16 protein-coding genes are annotated in these 14,862 nt (G+C 61.7%); 13 read left to right on the forward strand and 3 right to left on the reverse strand.

The features are described from left to right. The first annotated feature begins 51 nt into the window (after nt 1-51). The 3 genes from trxA to ACN5AZ_RS11455 are packed head-to-tail and all read left to right on the forward strand — an operon-like array spanning nt 52 to nt 1,823. Nucleotides 52-966: a thioredoxin gene (gene trxA / locus ACN5AZ_RS11445; RefSeq protein ID WP_419429016.1), complete on the forward strand. Its 915-nt coding sequence runs from the start codon at nt 52-54 to the stop codon at nt 964-966. A 27-nt stretch (nt 967-993) separates the two neighbouring features. Beyond that, complete coding sequence (locus tag ACN5AZ_RS11450; RefSeq protein WP_419429017.1) at nt 994-1,644, forward strand: LON peptidase substrate-binding domain-containing protein; 651 nt, start codon at nt 994-996, stop codon at nt 1,642-1,644. Further along, nucleotides 1,641-1,823, forward strand: coding sequence for a Trm112 family protein (locus ACN5AZ_RS11455; RefSeq protein WP_419429018.1), 183 nt, complete (start codon nt 1,641-1,643; stop codon nt 1,821-1,823). Before ACN5AZ_RS11450 ends, ACN5AZ_RS11455 begins: the two co-directional genes overlap by 4 nt. A 2-nt stretch (nt 1,824-1,825) precedes the next feature. On the opposite strand, the gene ACN5AZ_RS11460 is transcribed toward ACN5AZ_RS11455, so the two are convergent. Further along, nucleotides 1,826-2,791 (reverse strand): threonine ammonia-lyase, encoded by a 966-nt coding sequence (locus tag ACN5AZ_RS11460; protein WP_419429019.1) that lies wholly within the window; start codon nt 2,789-2,791, stop codon nt 1,826-1,828. A 103-nt stretch (nt 2,792-2,894) separates the two neighbouring features. On the opposite strand from ACN5AZ_RS11460, the gene ACN5AZ_RS11465 reads away from it, so the two are divergent. The 3 genes from ACN5AZ_RS11465 to rpsO all read left to right on the forward strand — a co-directional run bounded on the left by ACN5AZ_RS11465 (nt 2,895) and on the right by rpsO (nt 4,976). Then, entirely contained in the window at nt 2,895-3,425 is a 531-nt protein-coding gene (locus tag ACN5AZ_RS11465) for a DUF1643 domain-containing protein (RefSeq protein ID WP_419429020.1), read from the forward strand. A gap of 77 nt (nt 3,426-3,502) precedes the next feature. Next, nucleotides 3,503-4,558: a calcium-binding protein gene (locus tag ACN5AZ_RS11470; RefSeq protein ID WP_419429021.1), complete on the forward strand. Its 1,056-nt coding sequence runs from the start codon at nt 3,503-3,505 to the stop codon at nt 4,556-4,558. Between the two features lie 148 nt (nt 4,559-4,706). Continuing rightward, nucleotides 4,707-4,976, forward strand: coding sequence for a 30S ribosomal protein S15 (rpsO, locus tag ACN5AZ_RS11475; RefSeq protein ID WP_419429022.1), 270 nt, complete (start codon nt 4,707-4,709; stop codon nt 4,974-4,976). A 90-nt stretch (nt 4,977-5,066) separates the two neighbouring features. Here the strand turns inward: rpsO and ACN5AZ_RS11480 are convergent, their stop codons facing one another. Continuing rightward, the gene (locus tag ACN5AZ_RS11480) at nt 5,067-5,951 is read right to left on the reverse strand and encodes a hypothetical protein (RefSeq protein WP_419429023.1); all 885 of its coding nucleotides are present in this window, start codon (nt 5,949-5,951) and stop codon (nt 5,067-5,069) included. Nucleotides 5,952-6,168: 217 nt separating this feature from the next. Between ACN5AZ_RS11480 and pnp the strand changes: the two genes are divergently transcribed. Both pnp and ACN5AZ_RS11490 read left to right on the forward strand, forming a co-directional pair. Further along, nucleotides 6,169-8,304: a polyribonucleotide nucleotidyltransferase gene (gene pnp, locus ACN5AZ_RS11485; RefSeq protein WP_419429024.1), complete on the forward strand. Its 2,136-nt coding sequence runs from the start codon at nt 6,169-6,171 to the stop codon at nt 8,302-8,304. 226 nt (nt 8,305-8,530) lie between these two features. Further along, nucleotides 8,531-8,878: a YigZ family protein gene (locus ACN5AZ_RS11490; RefSeq protein WP_419429025.1), complete on the forward strand. Its 348-nt coding sequence runs from the start codon at nt 8,531-8,533 to the stop codon at nt 8,876-8,878. 271 nt (nt 8,879-9,149) lie between these two features. Here the strand turns inward: ACN5AZ_RS11490 and ACN5AZ_RS11495 are convergent, their stop codons facing one another. After that, nucleotides 9,150-9,836, reverse strand: a complete 687-nt coding sequence (locus tag ACN5AZ_RS11495; protein ID WP_419429026.1) for a response regulator transcription factor — start codon at nt 9,834-9,836, stop codon at nt 9,150-9,152. A 146-nt stretch (nt 9,837-9,982) separates the two neighbouring features. Between ACN5AZ_RS11495 and ribA the strand changes: the two genes are divergently transcribed. From ribA to ACN5AZ_RS11520, 5 genes are all read left to right on the forward strand, one after another. Further along, the gene (ribA, locus tag ACN5AZ_RS11500; RefSeq protein WP_419429027.1) at nt 9,983-11,059 is read left to right on the forward strand and encodes a GTP cyclohydrolase II; all 1,077 of its coding nucleotides are present in this window, start codon (nt 9,983-9,985) and stop codon (nt 11,057-11,059) included. 18 nt (nt 11,060-11,077) lie between these two features. Beyond that, a complete protein-coding gene (locus tag ACN5AZ_RS11505; protein WP_419429028.1) occupies nt 11,078-11,686 on the forward strand; it encodes a hypothetical protein in 609 nt (202 codons plus the stop codon). A gap of 45 nt (nt 11,687-11,731) precedes the next feature. Then, entirely contained in the window at nt 11,732-12,733 is a 1,002-nt protein-coding gene (locus ACN5AZ_RS11510; protein ID WP_419429029.1) for an LLM class flavin-dependent oxidoreductase, read from the forward strand. Between the two features lie 5 nt (nt 12,734-12,738). Then, on the forward strand, nt 12,739-13,245 hold the full coding sequence (locus tag ACN5AZ_RS11515; RefSeq protein ID WP_419429158.1) for a L,D-transpeptidase family protein: 507 nt from the start codon (nt 12,739-12,741) through the stop codon (nt 13,243-13,245). Nucleotides 13,246-13,579: 334 nt separating this feature from the next. After that, a complete protein-coding gene (locus tag ACN5AZ_RS11520) occupies nt 13,580-14,683 on the forward strand; it encodes an ABC transporter ATP-binding protein (protein ID WP_419429030.1) in 1,104 nt (367 codons plus the stop codon). Nucleotides 14,684-14,862 lie beyond the last annotated feature (179 nt).

The following is a 14,862-nucleotide window of genomic DNA, read 5'->3' on the forward strand; positions in this document are numbered from 1 at the left end:
GGCTGCGCCATCTAATCGGGCAAATGCGCAAAAGCCCAAAGGGGAAAGATCATGGACCTCAACCTACAGCCGCAGGGCGGACAGCCGGGCGATCTGGTCAAGGACATCACCGAAGCGGACTTTATGGCCGAAGTGGTCGATGCCTCGCAGGAGACGCCGATCATCGTCGATTTCTGGGCGCCGTGGTGCGGCCCGTGCAAGACGCTTGGTCCGGCGCTGGAAAAGGTCGTGACCGAGGCGCGCGGCGCGGTGCGCATGGTCAAGGTCAACGTGGATGAGGCCCAGATGATCGCAGGCCAGCTGCGCATCCAGTCGATCCCGACGGTCTATGCCTTTTTCAAGGGGCAGCCTGTGGACGGGTTCCAAGGTGCTTTGCCCGAATCCGAGCTGAAAGCCTTTGTGGAGCGGGTGGTGCAGGCGGCGGGCGGTGATGCCTCCGGCGGTCTGGACGAGGCGCTGGACACTGCGGACGAGATGCTGGAACAGGGCGCGGCCACCGATGCGGCCGAGATCTACGCCGCCGTTCTGGGCGAGGATGACAAAAACGCCCGTGCCTATGCCGGGATGGTCAAATGTCATATCGCCGCCGGTGATCTGGATCAGGCCGAGGCAGTCCTGAACGGCGCACCTGCCGAGATTTCCGCCGCGGCAGAACTGGAAGCGGCGCACGCGCAACTGGAGCTTGCAAAGCAGGCGTCCAACGCAGGACCCGTGGCCGAGCTGACCGCACAGGTCGAAGCAAACCCCGACGATCATCAGGCGCGCTACGATCTGGCGCAGGCGCTGCACGCCAATGGTGATGCAGAGGCTGCGGTAGACCAGCTGCTGGAGCTGTTCCGCCGGGATCGCGAATGGAACGACGGTGCCGCCAAGGCGCAGTTGTTTACCATTTTCGACGCGCTGAAACCCAATGATCCCGTGGTGTTGAACGGACGTCGCAAATTGACGTCGATGATATTTGTCTAATCGGTCCAGCGGTCTAGGTAGCGGGTCATGACACGCATCAGCGACTTGCCCCAGACCCTTCCTGTATTCCCGTTGCCCGGCGCGCTTTTGCTGCCCCGGGCGCGGTTGCCCCTGCATATCTTCGAGCCGCGCTATTTGCAGATGCTCGACGATTGCCTGAAGACGGAAAGCCGTCTGATCGGAATGATTCAGCCACAGCCAGCACGCAACGCCGGTGACGCTGACATCCCGCCGGTGCACCGTATTGGTTGTGCCGGTCGCATCACGCAGTTTTCGGAAACCGAGGACGGGCGGTATATGATTACCCTTACGGGGATCTCGCGGTTCCGCACCACCGGAGAGATCGACGGCTTTCACCCCTACCGCAAATTCCGCGTCGACTGGACAGGGTTCGAGCGGGATCAGGGATCTGCCGAGCGGGACAGTGATTTTGACCGCGACAGTTTGATGCGGCTTTTGGACCGGTATTTTACAGCGCGCGATCTGTCAGCGGATTGGGAGACCATGCGCGAGGCAGATGACGAGTTGCTGATCAATTCGCTGGCCATGTTGATGGACTTCAGCCCCGAGGATAAGCAGGCTCTGCTAGAGGCCCCCAGCCTGTCGACCCGTCGGGAAACGCTGGTGACATTGATCGAATACGCCCTACGCGGCGGTGAAGGAGACATAATGCAATGACCGAACCGGAATTTGACCGCCGCATGCTCGAAGCGCTGATCTGTCCCGTCAGCCACGACGTTCTGGATTATGACGCCGAGCGTGAGGAATTGGTCAGCAAGGCGGCAAACCTTGCCTTCCCGATCCGCGACGGCATTCCGGTCATGCTGGTGGACGAGGCGCGCCGGCTCGAGCCCTGACCCTACATCCGTGTCAGGGCCTGTGCGAAAATCTGCGGGTCCACATTGCCGCCGGAGATGGTGCAGATCACCGTGTCCGACTGGATCGTGGGATCAAACAGCGCCCCTGCAAGTGCCACCGCTCCGCCGGGTTCTGCCACCACCTTCAGATGTTGAAACGCCAAAGCCATGGCGCGCATCGCGTCATGATCGGTGACCGTGATCCCGCTGCCGCAAAGCGTCTGCAGGATCGGGAACGTCAATTCGCCCGGCGTGGGGGGTAGAATGGCGTCGCATAAGCCGCCGGCTTCGCTGGTGTTGCGCTCGCGCTGGCCCGATTTCAGCGACCGCGCGGTGTCGTCATAGCCTATGGGTTCGACCGGACGGGGCGTGAAACCGGGGGCGCGGTCCTGCAGCGCCAAGGCAATCCCTGCCGTCAGCCCACCGCCACCGCAGCAGACCAGCACTTCGGCCTCGGTGACGCCCATGGCTTGCGCTTGATCCGCGATCTCCAGCCCGCAGGTGCCCTGACCGGCGATGACCTGCGGCTCATCATAGGGTTTCACCAATGTCAGGCCGCGCTCCTTGGCCAGCCGGTCCCCGATCTCCTCGCGGCTTTCGCGGCCACGGTCGTACAAAACAACCTCGGCACCGTAGCTGCGCGTCCCTTCGATCTTTAGCTGTGGCGCGTCGGCGGGCATGATAATCACCGCGGGCACGCCAAACAGCTGCGCGCTGTGGGCGATCCCCTGCGCATGGTTGCCCGAACTGTAGGCAAGAACGCCCTTCGCCCTTTTTTCAGCGGGCATGGCGGCCAAGGCGTTGTAGGCGCCGCGAAACTTGAAACTGCCGGTGCGTTGCAGACATTCGGGCTTCACCAGAACGCGCCTGCCGGCCAACGCATCCAGCGCCGGGGAGGACAGCAAGGGGGTGACGCGTGCTGTGCCGTGCAGGCGGTCCGCAGCGGCGGTGATCATGTCAATGTTCATGGTGGCCTCGATCCTTGGTTGCGCGCACGCAACGCGACATTCTGACCAAAGTCAATCACCTGCGGGGCTTGCACCTGCCTGTGGCGGGGGCCAAGGTGCGGCGATGATCGAACGGCGCGCAGAAGACAGTGGCACCCAAAGCTGGGCCTATTACTCCCCGTGCGAGCACTACCGCTACGGCCTGCGGCGGGTGTGGGGCGCAGGTGATGAGCTTTTGTACGTCATGCTCAACCCCTCGACTGCGACGGAACTGGCCAACGATCCAACGATTGAACGCTGTCAGCGGCGCGCTGTGCGGCTGGGCTTTGGGGGCATGCGGATTGCCAACCTTTTTGCGTGGCGCGCCACCGACCCGCGCGATTTGCGAAAGGCGGCACAGCCGGAAGGGCCGGAGAACGCGGGCCTGCTGGTAGAATGGTCGCAACAGGTTTCGATGGTTCTGGCCGCTTGGGGCGTGCATGGGGCGTTGAAGGGTCAGGGCTTGCGGGTCGCGGCAGAGCTGCAGGGGGATGTGCGCCATCTGGGGCTGACGCGGGACGGGCATCCACGCCATCCGCTGTATGTGTCGTATGATGTTGCCCCGCGCCCTTGGTTGCCCGAGGACCGCTACGCTGCGGCGCAGAAGGTTCCTTAACCTGTTTACCGATATTTCGTTGTCGCGACTCGGGTGATCTGTGATCATCCTTACCATTGTGTTCAGGGGTGGATCGGATGTTCTTTCTGGCGGGCGTTTTAGGCATGATGGCACTGGGGTCGGTTGTGATCGCCAGCACGAGCGTGTCCGACGATGATGAATATATCGAGGATGAAGGCGTCGCACCGGCGGTGCAGGACGTCGTTCTGCCGGAGGAGGCGGCGTCGTCTGTGGACCCTGTGGCAGAACCGACCGATCCAGTTGCGGCGGAAGCCCCTGAAGGCGGGACATTGTTTGCCCGTTTGGGGCTGATCAATGTGGATGGGGCAGACCCGGATCTGCCCGTCGATGCCATGCAATCCGGCGGCTCTGATACCGATCTTCTGGACGGGGCAGAGGGCGCTGATCGCCTGATCGGTTTGGGCGGTGACGACCTGATGCACGGCTTCGGCGGTGCGGATCAACTGGATGGCGGGGCAGGGGCCGATACGCTGCATGGCGAGGCGGGCAATGACCGCCTGTCCGGCGGCGCGGGCGATGACGCGCTGTTTGGTCATGACGGCGCAGATATTTTGGACGGTGGCGCAGGCGCGGATGTGGCCGATGGGGGCCTTGGCGGCGACATGCTGCGCGGCGGTACTGGCGATGATGCGCTGCACGGCCGCGAAGGGGCGGACACGCTGATCGGTGGCGAGGGGGAGGACACCCTGTTCGGAGGCTGGGGCGATGATCTGGTGGTCGGTGTCGCGCCAAATGTCTTTGGCGCGGATATGGACGGCGCGGATTACCTGAACGGTGGCGACGGGGACGACAGTTTGCTCGCAGGGTCCGAGGACGTGCTGCATGGCGGGGCCGGGGCGGATATGATGGTTCTGGGTCACTGGATCACAGGGCAGGGCGCGGCGCTGGCCGATTTCGACAGCACCGAGGACCAGCTTGTGATCGTCTATGATGACAGCGACGCAGAGGCCGACCCCGAGCTGACGACCCGCGCCTCTGCCAATGATCCGGAGATGTCGGAAATCGTGCTGGATGGTCAGGTTCTGGCCGAGATGCCGACCCTCGACCTGCCCGATCCACAGGCCATGGTGCTGGTGGGCGAAAGCCTCGCCGACGCGCTGTTCCGCAGTTGAGCGGCCGGAGAAGCGTTTTTATCTTTGCTTTCGACGTAGAATCGCGTAAGCGACCGCATCCGCGCGGGCCGCTTGGCCTGCTTCTCCACGGGCCTTGCTGGACGACATCCCGGCTTGCGCCATAACCCTTTGATTAAAGGAGACCCCGATGTCGATCACAGTAGAAGAAAAAAACCGCCTGATGAAGGAATTCGCAACCAAGGAGGGTGACACTGGCTCCCCCGAGGTTCAGATCGCGATCCTGACGTCTCGCATCACCACCCTGACCGAGCACTTCAAGACCCACAAGAAGGACAACCACTCCCGTCGTGGTCTGCTCAAGCTGGTTGCTCAGCGTCGTAAGCTGCTGGACTACCTGAAGGGTAAGGAAGAAGCGCGTTACCAAGACCTGATCAAGCGTCTCGGCATCCGTCGCTAAGACTATCGGGCGCGTTACGCGTTCGAGGGACAAGAAACGCCCGCTTCTGTCTGGAAGCGGGCGTTTTCTTTTGTCGCGATCCTAGGCGGATCAGGCGGACACAAGCCTGTCCTTGACCAATGTTACGCCCGCCATCTGTTCGATCTTGGCCAGATGCTGGTCATACAGCCCCGTCAAATGCGCGGCTTCGACGGTCGAGAAACCGAATTGCCGTTTCTTGCCCGCGTGTTTGCCAGCAATACGTGCCAGTTTTTTCGGGGTTATGGTTTCGCCTGCCTTCATGCGTTCCTGACATTCCAGAATGGCGGCGTCGCTGGGGCTGGTGTTGACCCGCGCTTCGATCTCTTGCAGCGGGATGTCGAGCTCCGGTACCAGCAGGCGGAGGAGGTCAGGGCTGGACGGGCGGTGCCTGAAATCAAGCACGGTCATCTGCTCGGGTTTGAGCGTGTCTTTGATCGTGGCCACCAGATCATGCCACCCCTGGTCGATGGCAAGGAACCTGTGGCGCACCGTGTCGAAGGGATCCATCCGCCTGTCTTGCGCGCGCAGCCGCCAGGCCGAGGCGTAGAAACTGTCGTAGGGGCGGACGAGGAACAGCAGGTGTTTGACCGGCCCGGGAAGGATGCCGTGCAACTGGGTCAGCCGCTTTTCCGCATCCGCGTAGAACTGGCCCTTGAACAGCCCCATCATCAGGCCGGGCAGGTTTTCCTCGGACAAGATGACCTTGGGTTTTCCTGTCAGCTGCGCCGTCATACGGGCCTGCGCCCGCTCGACAATGGCGCCTTCGTTTTCAACACTGTCTCTTGGGGCAGGCAGCCGCAGCCGCAGGTTGCCCCCGTCCGCACCGTCACGACCGGGGTAGAGCACGTCAAAACCCGCATCGCGCAGCGCGGCGGCGTTTTGCCCCAAACACATCTGGAAACTGCTGGACCCGGTGCGATGGGCCCCCATGTGAAGATAGACCTGCGGCGTCATGTGATGCTCCTGCTGTGGATCTTTTGTTGCGCAAACCGGTTCAGACGACAAGATCGCTTTGCGTTTCACCCGAAAACAGGTTATGGCGCGTGTCATCTGAGACGTGACGCACGGACCCCGGCGCATGAAACGATAAGAGGGGTCGGCGGCAATGGGGCCGCCATTCAAACGGAGGACCCGAGAGGGCTCGGGAGTGCCTCCAGACAGGATACGCTAGATGTTTAACGAAGTGAAAAAGACACTCCAGTGGGGCGAAGAGACGCTGACGCTGGAAACCGGCAAGGTTGCGCGCCAGGCTGACGGTACCGTGATCGCCACTCTGGGCGAAACGAGCGTCATGGCAAACGTGACCTTTGCCAAGAGCCAGAAAGAGGGCCAGGACTTCTTTCCGCTCACCGTTCACTATCAGGAAAAATACTACGCTGCCGGCAAGATCCCCGGCGGTTTCTTCAAGCGCGAGGCGCGCCCGACCGAAAAAGAGACGCTGACCGCGCGTCTGATCGACCGTCCGATCCGCCCGCTGTTTGTGCCCGGCTTCAAAAACGAAGTTCTGGTCATGTGCACCGTGCTGAGCCACGATCTGGTCAACGACCCCGATATCGTTGCGATGATCGCAGCCTCCGCCGCGCTGACCATCTCCGGCGCGCCCTTCCGTGGCCCGATCGCCGGGTGCCGCGTGGGCTTTGAAGACGGCTCTTACGTGTTGAACCCGACTGTCGATGACATGCAGGATCTGCGCAACAACCCCGAGCAGCGTCTGGACCTTGTCGTCGCCGGCACCAAAGACGCCGTGATGATGGTCGAATCCGAAGCCTACGAGCTGACCGAAGAGGAAATGCTGGGCGCGGTGATGTTCGCACACGAGCAGATCCAGCCGGTCAACGACCTGATCATCGAACTGGCCGAAGAATGCGCCAAAGAGCCGTTCGACTTCGTGGCGCCCGACTACTCTGACCTCTTCGCAGCTGTTCAGGCCGCGGGCGAGGAAAAGATGAAAACCGCCTATGCCATCTCTGACAAGCAAGAGCGCGTCGCCGCTGTTGCCGCTGCCAAAGAAGACATCAAGGCCGCGCTCAGCGAAGAGCAGCTCGCCGATGCCAACCTCGGCTCCGCGCTGAAAAAGCTGGAATCCAACGTGCTGCGTTCGGATGTGGTCAAGAACAAGCGCCGCATCGACGGTCGTGATCTTGATCAGGTCCGCGCCATCGTGTCCGAGACCGGCGTCCTGCCGCGCACCCACGGCTCCGCCCTGTTCACCCGTGGTGAAACGCAGGCGCTGGTTGTGACCACTCTGGGCACCGGCGACGACGAACAGTTCATCGACGCGCTGCACGGCAATTTCAAATCCAACTTCCTGCTGCACTACAACTTCCCTCCCTATTCGGTTGGTGAAGTGGGTCGTGTGGGCTCTCCGGGCCGCCGCGAAATCGGCCACGGCAAGCTGGCATGGCGCGCGCTGCAGGCGGTTCTGCCGTCCGCGACCGATTTCCCCTACACCATCCGTCTGGTGTCCGAGATCACCGAATCCAACGGCTCGTCCTCGATGGCGTCCGTCTGTGGTGGCTCGCTGTCGATGATGGATGCAGGCGTTCCGCTGAAATCCCCGGTGGCCGGTGTGGCCATGGGTCTCGTTCTCGAAGATGACGGCGCCTACGGCATCCTGACCGACATCCTCGGCGACGAGGATCACCTCGGCGACATGGACTTCAAAGTAGCAGGCACCGAGAACGGCATCACCTCGCTGCAGATGGACATCAAGGTCGCAGGCATCACGCCCGAGATCATGCAGACCGCACTGGCACAGGCCAAAGCGGGCCGTCTGCACATCCTTGGCGAGATGTCCAAAGCCATCTCCGAGGCGGGCTCCTTCTCCGAGCACGCACCGCGCATCGAGACGATGAACATCCCCACCGACAAGATCCGCGAAGTGATCGGCTCCGGTGGCAAGGTCATCCGCGAGATCGTGGAAACCTCGGGCGCAAAGGTCGACATCAACGACGACGGCGTGATCAAGATCGCCTCCCCCGATGGTGCGTCCATCCAGAAGGCCTACGACATGATCTACTCGATCGTCGCAGAGCCGGAAGAGGGTGCCATCTACAAAGGCAAAGTCGTGAAAATCGTCGATTTCGGCGCTTTCGTGAACTTCTTCGGCAAGCGTGACGGTCTCGTTCACGTCAGCCAGATCGAAAACCGCCGCCTGAACCACCCCTCCGACGTTCTCAAAGAAGGTCAGGAAGTGTTCGTGAAACTGCTGGGCTTCGACGATCGCGGCAAGGTCCGCCTCGCCATGAAAATGGTCGATCAGGAAACCGGCACCGAAATCACCAAAGAAGAAGAGCAGGCCGAATAAGCCGCTGTTCATCTGCAAACTTACAACGGGCGGCCCTTCGGGTCGCCCGTTTTGGTTCGGGGAAGTAATTATAAAAATTAACCATGTGCCCCGCGCCATCATCGGCCATTTTCACACAAGCGGTCGCAAACCTCGTACCTACTCACGGCACGCGGCAGCTGCGGGCTCTGGCGCATGCGTCAGAGCCTTGCTTTCCCATGGCGCGCCTCTGCGCTAAGACCGCCATATGATCGTTCTGGAAAATATCATCTCTGATCGCGGATCGCGCTACGCCGTCTCAGGCGGGCCCTGTGCCAATTCAGAAGATGCAGCCGCATTCCTCAAGGAACTGACCCGCCGCAAAAAATTCGCCAAAGCCACCCACAATACATGGGCCTGTATCGCGTCTGGAACGCCAATCAAGAACGACGATGGCGAAAGCGGCGCGGGCATGGTCATCTTGCGCATGCTGGAACGCGAAGGGCTGGAAAACGAAATCGTTGTCGTCACGAGGTGGTATGGCGGCAAACATCTGGGCGGTGACCGTTTCCGCCATGTCCAAGATGCCGTGCGTTTTTACCTCGACGCCCGATAATCTCCCAACCTTATGCTTTTTCTTGGTCAAAATACCTGAACGCGCGGGCGCAGGCCGCGCTGCCCGCAGAGCAAAAAAAGACCCGGGCAAACGCCCGGGCCAGGTCCAACAGGGAGGGTGCATATGATCACCCGCATATGCGACGGGAACTCTCGACGCTGCTAATCTGTCAGCGTGTCATCTGTCAAACGCGGTTTCCGCAAAAGGGTTCCTTTGAAAATTGCAATCGTCAGGAATTTTTACGAAACACCGCGATACGCGGGAGCGCGCGTTACGACACCAAGCGGTATCCGCCGCTTTCTGTCACCAGCAAACGGGCGTTCGACGGATCGGGTTCGATCTTCTGGCGCAGGCGATAGATGTGGGTTTCCAGCGTATGGGTTGTCACGCCCGCGTTGTAGCCCCAGACCTCGTGCAGCAGTGTGTCACGCGGCACCACACCGTCGGTGGACCGATACAGAAACTTCAAGATGTTGGTCTCTTTCTCGGTCAGACGGATCTTGCGATTGTCTTCTGTCTCAAGCGTTTTCATTGACGGCTTGAACGTATAGGGGCCGACGGTGAACACGGCGTCTTCGGATTGTTCATGCTGGCGCAGCTGGGCGCGGATGCGTGCCAGCAGGACCGGAAACTTAAACGGCTTCGTCACGTAATCATTGGCCCCCGCGTCGAGACCCAGAATGGTGTCAGCGTCGCTGTCATGCCCGGTCAGCATCAGGATCGGTGCCTTGATACCCTGTTTGCGCATCAGGCGGCACAGCTCGCGGCCATCTGTGTCAGGCAGGCCCACGTCGAGGATGATCAGGTCGTAGATCTGTTCCTTGACCCGTGCCATAGCGGTGGCAGCGCTGTCTGCTTCGAACACCTCGAAGTCTTCGGTCATGATCAATTGCTCGGCTAGCGCCTCGCGCAGATCTTCGTCGTCATCGACCAGCAGGATGTTTCGCAGTTGCGCCATTTCTCGGTTCCCGTTGTTGCCTTTCAGGGCAGATGGCGGCAAGCAGTGGAGCTGACAAGGAATGTGGCAAAGCGTTCACGGTCTCGTGTCCGGGAACGGCCTTTGTTACAGAAAAAAGCGACTTTTGTAACGTGGAGTGTCAAGCCATGGGGCCGGATCTGAACGAATTGCTGGCACGCGCCCGTGGGGATTTGCGGCTGGGCGTGCCGGTTGTGCTGCGCGGGGCCACGGGCGCTGTTCTGGTCGCGGCCGCGGAAACGCTGTCATCGGATCGCCTGCGCGAGATGCAGCAGATGGGCGCGCTGGACATGGCGGTGACCGACCGGCGGGCCGAGACGCTCAAGGCGCGGCCCTATGACGGGGATCTTGCGCGGATCGTTGTGCCTCGGGATGCGGACCGCCGCTGGATCGAAGGGGTGGCCGACCCGTCCGAGGATCTTGCCCGCCCGATGAAAGGACCCTTGGTCACGCGGCGCGAGGGGAACGCGGTGCTCCACCGCGTCGGTATTGCGCTGTGCAAGGCGGCGCGTCTGTTACCTGCGGCCCTTCTGGTGCCGGTCCCCGCAGATTACGCTGCTTCCGAGTTACTGACAGAGCTGGACGCGGTGGCCGCCGGTCCGCTGATGTCCGGCCTGCATGCCTTGGGGCATGTGGTGTCTGCGCGGGTCCCGCTGCGGGCTGCTGAAAACGCAAGGCTGCATATCTTCCGCCCCGGCGACGGGACCGAGGAACATTACGCCATAGAAATCGGCCGCCCTGATCGTAGCAAACCTGTTCTGGCGCGTCTGCATTCGGCCTGTTTCACCGGCGATGTGATCGGATCGCTGAAATGCGACTGCGGTCCACAGCTTGACGCGGCGCTGGCGCAAATGGGCGACCAAGGCGAAGGCGTGCTGTTGTATCTGCAACAAGAAGGGCGCGGGATTGGTCTGGCCAATAAGATGCGCGCCTATGCGCTGCAGGATCAGGGGTTTGACACCGTCGAGGCGAACCACCGGCTGGGGTTCGAGGATGACGAGCGAGATTTCCGCCTTGGGGCGCAGATGCTGGGAAACCTCGGTTTCAAAAGCGTGCGTCTGCTGACCAACAACCCCGCCAAGATCGCCATGATGTCGGCCTGCGGGATCGAGGTGACAGAGCGGGTGCCGCTCAAGGTTGGGCTGTCAGAGCATAACGAGCGCTATCTGGCGGTGAAGGCCGCGAAATCCGGCCATCTGCTGTAACGACAGGCGAGGGGCACCATGGGCCGCCAAAATCGTGTTGACCCATTCGGGGTGATACAGGGCAACCCGGCCCGTGGCACGATGATGGGCAACCGTGGTATTTTGCACGATGCGCAGGGGCGCATTCTGCGCAGCCACGCCCATCAGAACTGGGTCGCCTGTGTGCTGTCGTTCAAGGGGCGGCGGCGCGCGGTGATGTCCCAAGGCAGCTATACCGAACTGTTCTTTCATGACGAGGCGACGGCGCTGGCGGCGGGGCATCGTCCCTGTGGCGAATGTCAGCGCGCCCGCTACCGCGCCTTCAGACAGCTTTGGTGCGATGTGCATGGGCCACCACCCGATGACCGGCCTGTCCCGCAATGGATCGACCGCAGCCTGCACGCGGCGCGGATCCGCAATGGCGCCAAGGTGACCTTTGACGCCAGCTTGTCCGACCTGCCCGATGGGGTGATGGTCGCGGTGGAGGGCCGGCCTTATCTGCGCCACCAAGGTGCGGTCTGGCGTTGGTCGTTCACGGGGTACAGGCCCGCAGGAGGCATCGGCAATCAAGTGCAGGTGCTGACCCCAAAGCCAATGGTGGATGTGCTGCGGGCGGGATATGTGCCATCAGCATCTATTGAGCCTTGAACTGATCGGTTCAGATCCCCATTCTCCTGATCAAAGGAGACTTTCATGCACTATTCGCTTCTCGATCTGGCCCCTGTGCCCGAAGGGTCCACAGCCGCAGACGCGTTGAAAAACACCGGCGATCTTGCGCAACACGCGGAACGTTGGGGCTATCATCGCTATTGGCTGGCGGAACACCACAACATGCCGGGCATCGCCTCGGCAGCGACGGCGGTTCTGATCGGCCATGTGGCGGGGCTGACGCGGACCATGCGGGTCGGGGCAGGGGGCATTATGCTGCCCAACCATGCACCGCTGGCGGTGGCGGAGGCTTTTGGCACCTTGGCCACACTGTACCCCGACCGGATCGATCTTGGTCTGGGCCGCGCGCCTGGTGGCGATCATGCGGTGATGCAGGCGCTTGGCGTCAATCACCAGCGGGCCGAGAACTTCCCCAACGAGGTGGCCGAACTGCGCAGCCTGCTTGGGCCGCATGTGCCGGGCCGCGCCGTTGGCGCCCATCCGGGCGAGGGCACAGAGGTTCCGCTTTGGGTGCTGGGCTCGTCCTTGTACGGCGCGCAGGTGGCGGCGGCTTTGGGTCTGCCCTATGCCTTTGCCTCGCATTTCGCGCCAGCGGCCCTGGAGCAGGCGTTTGACGTCTACCGGCGGTATTTCCAGCCGTCCGAGACATTGGCCAAACCCCATGCCATGCTGGCGGTGAACCTTTTTGCCGCAGATACAGAGACAGAGGCCGTCAAGCTGCGCACCTCGATGCAGCAAGCGTTCTATCGCTTGCGCACGGGCACACCGGGCAAGCTGCCCGCGCCGGTGGATGATCTGGGCAGTGTGGTCCCTGCAGGCGCCATTCCTCAGGTGAATGAGGCGCTGAAGATCACCGCAGTGGGCAATCCGCAGCAGGTGGAACAGCAATTGCGCGATCTGATTGACCAGCACCAGCCCGATGAGGTTATCCTGACGGGACACGTCTATGATCACGCCGCGCGCTTGCGGTCGTTCGAAATCGGAGCCGCCGCCATGCGAAACATCACTCAGGCTGTCGCCGCATGAGGCCCATGACCGCGCAGGATATGGTGCTGACCCGGCGCGGTCTGCGTTTTCAGGGGCAGTACTGGCCCTGCACCCACGGTCGGGGCGGCATACGCCCTGACAAGCGTGAAGGCGATGGGGCCACACCCGTTGGAGTTCACCGTATCGTTGGCCTGCTGTATCGGCCCGATCGCATGGCCCGCCCGACCGATTGGGCGGTGCCGATCCGTCCCGGTGATCTGTGGTCGGACGATCCCGCGCATGAGGATTACAACCTGATGGTGCGCGCGCCTTACGGGCATAGCCACGAACGCTTGTGCCGTGCCGACCCGCTTTATGATCTGGTTCTGCTGACCGACTGGAACTGGCCCTACGCGGAAAAGGGGCGGGGTTCGGCAATTTTTATACATCGCTGGCGCAGGCCGGGCTTTCCGACGGAAGGCTGCATCGCCTTTCGCCCCGATCATCTGCTGCGCATCGCCTCGGCGATCCGCTACGAGACGCGGTTGATCGTTCCCGCTGATCTGGCCTGAGGCTTCGGCGCCGAATCGGCGTGGGTTTGAACGCGGACCTGTTCGCAGGCTGGTTGAATTTTCATCGCTCTGCCAAAGCTTTGCACGTCAAATCGGTGTTTGAGGTGCGTCGCCTTTGCGCCTCAAAGCGTCGCTTTCCGGCTATTCTCCTGTCTGCGGTCCCTGCGCAGGCCATTCGGGTGGCGGAATGGCGTTTTTCTTGCCGATTGTGCCGCATTCACGCTTTGCTTTGACGAGTTTGGGCGACACGCTTGCAGTCAGGGCCTTGGTGCGGTTTAGTCTAGGCCAAAGCACAGCGGGAAAACCCGCGGGACACAACACAGGGAGCCACCCTTTGGCTGATGGATCGAACGGCGATGCGTTCGTCGCCTTTGAGCGCGTGCAAAAGAGCTACGACGGCGAAACGCTTGTTGTAAAAGACCTCAATCTTTCGCTGCCGAAAGGCGAATTCCTTACAATGCTCGGGCCGTCGGGCTCTGGCAAAACCACCTGCCTGATGATGCTGGCAGGGTTTGAAACCGCCACCCACGGCGAGATCAAGCTTGACGGTGTCAGCATCAACAACATCCCGCCGCACAAACGTGGCATCGGCATGGTGTTCCAGAACTACGCGCTGTTCCCGCATATGACGGTGGCGGAAAACCTGTCCTTCCCTCTCGAAGTGCGCAAGATGGGCAAGTCCGACCGCGAGGCCAAGGTCAAGCGGGCTCTGGATATGGTGCAGATGGGCGAGTTCGGCGGGCGTCGTCCCGCGCAGCTGTCTGGCGGTCAGCAGCAACGGATCGCGCTGGCGCGTGCGCTGGTGTTCGAGCCCGAGCTTGTCTTGATGGACGAGCCGCTGGGCGCTCTGGACAAGCAGCTGCGCGAACATATGCAGTTCGAGATCACCAATCTGGCGCACAGCCTTGGGATTACAACGGTTTACGTGACGCACGATCAGACAGAGGCCCTGACCATGTCCGACCGCGTGGCCGTGTTCAACGATGGCCGCATCCAGCAGCTTGCGCCGCCCGATGAGCTGTATGAACAGCCGCAAAACAGTTTTGTTGCGCAGTTCATTGGCGAGAACAACACGCTCGAAGGCACCGTGGTGCAGATCCAGGGCAATACTTGTGTGGTGAAGCTCGACAACGGTGAGGAAATCGATGCCACGCCGGTGAACGTCTCTGCCGTGGGCGAACGCACGCAGGTGTCGATCCGTCCCGAACGTGTCGAGGTCGACAAAAGCCGCCTGCAAGACGGGGCGCATACGCTCAAGGCGGAAGTGCTGGAATTCATTTACATGGGTGACATCTTTCGCACGCGCCTGCGGGTGGCTGGACGCGATGATTTTGTCATCAAAACACGCAACGCCCCCGATCAGGTGCGCATGACGCCGGGATCGATGATCGAGATCGGCTGGCTGCCCAGTGATTGCCGCGCATTGGATGCTTCCTGAGCAGATGATGACGCGCGCAGCGCCATACCTGCCGCAGATCGCGGCCGTTCCGAACACCCGCATCGCATCCGCGCTGCGGTGCCAAAGCCCGACCGCCCCCTGCGGGGTGGCTGTGCTTTGACATCATCTGGCGGGGCGGCGCACCGCTGCCCTGCCTGTGAAACGGGGGAACGGGTATG

Origin of the sequence: Sagittula sp. SSi028 (genome assembly GCF_048553715.1) — a bacterium.
Lineage (GTDB): Bacteria > Pseudomonadota > Alphaproteobacteria > Rhodobacterales > Rhodobacteraceae > Sagittula.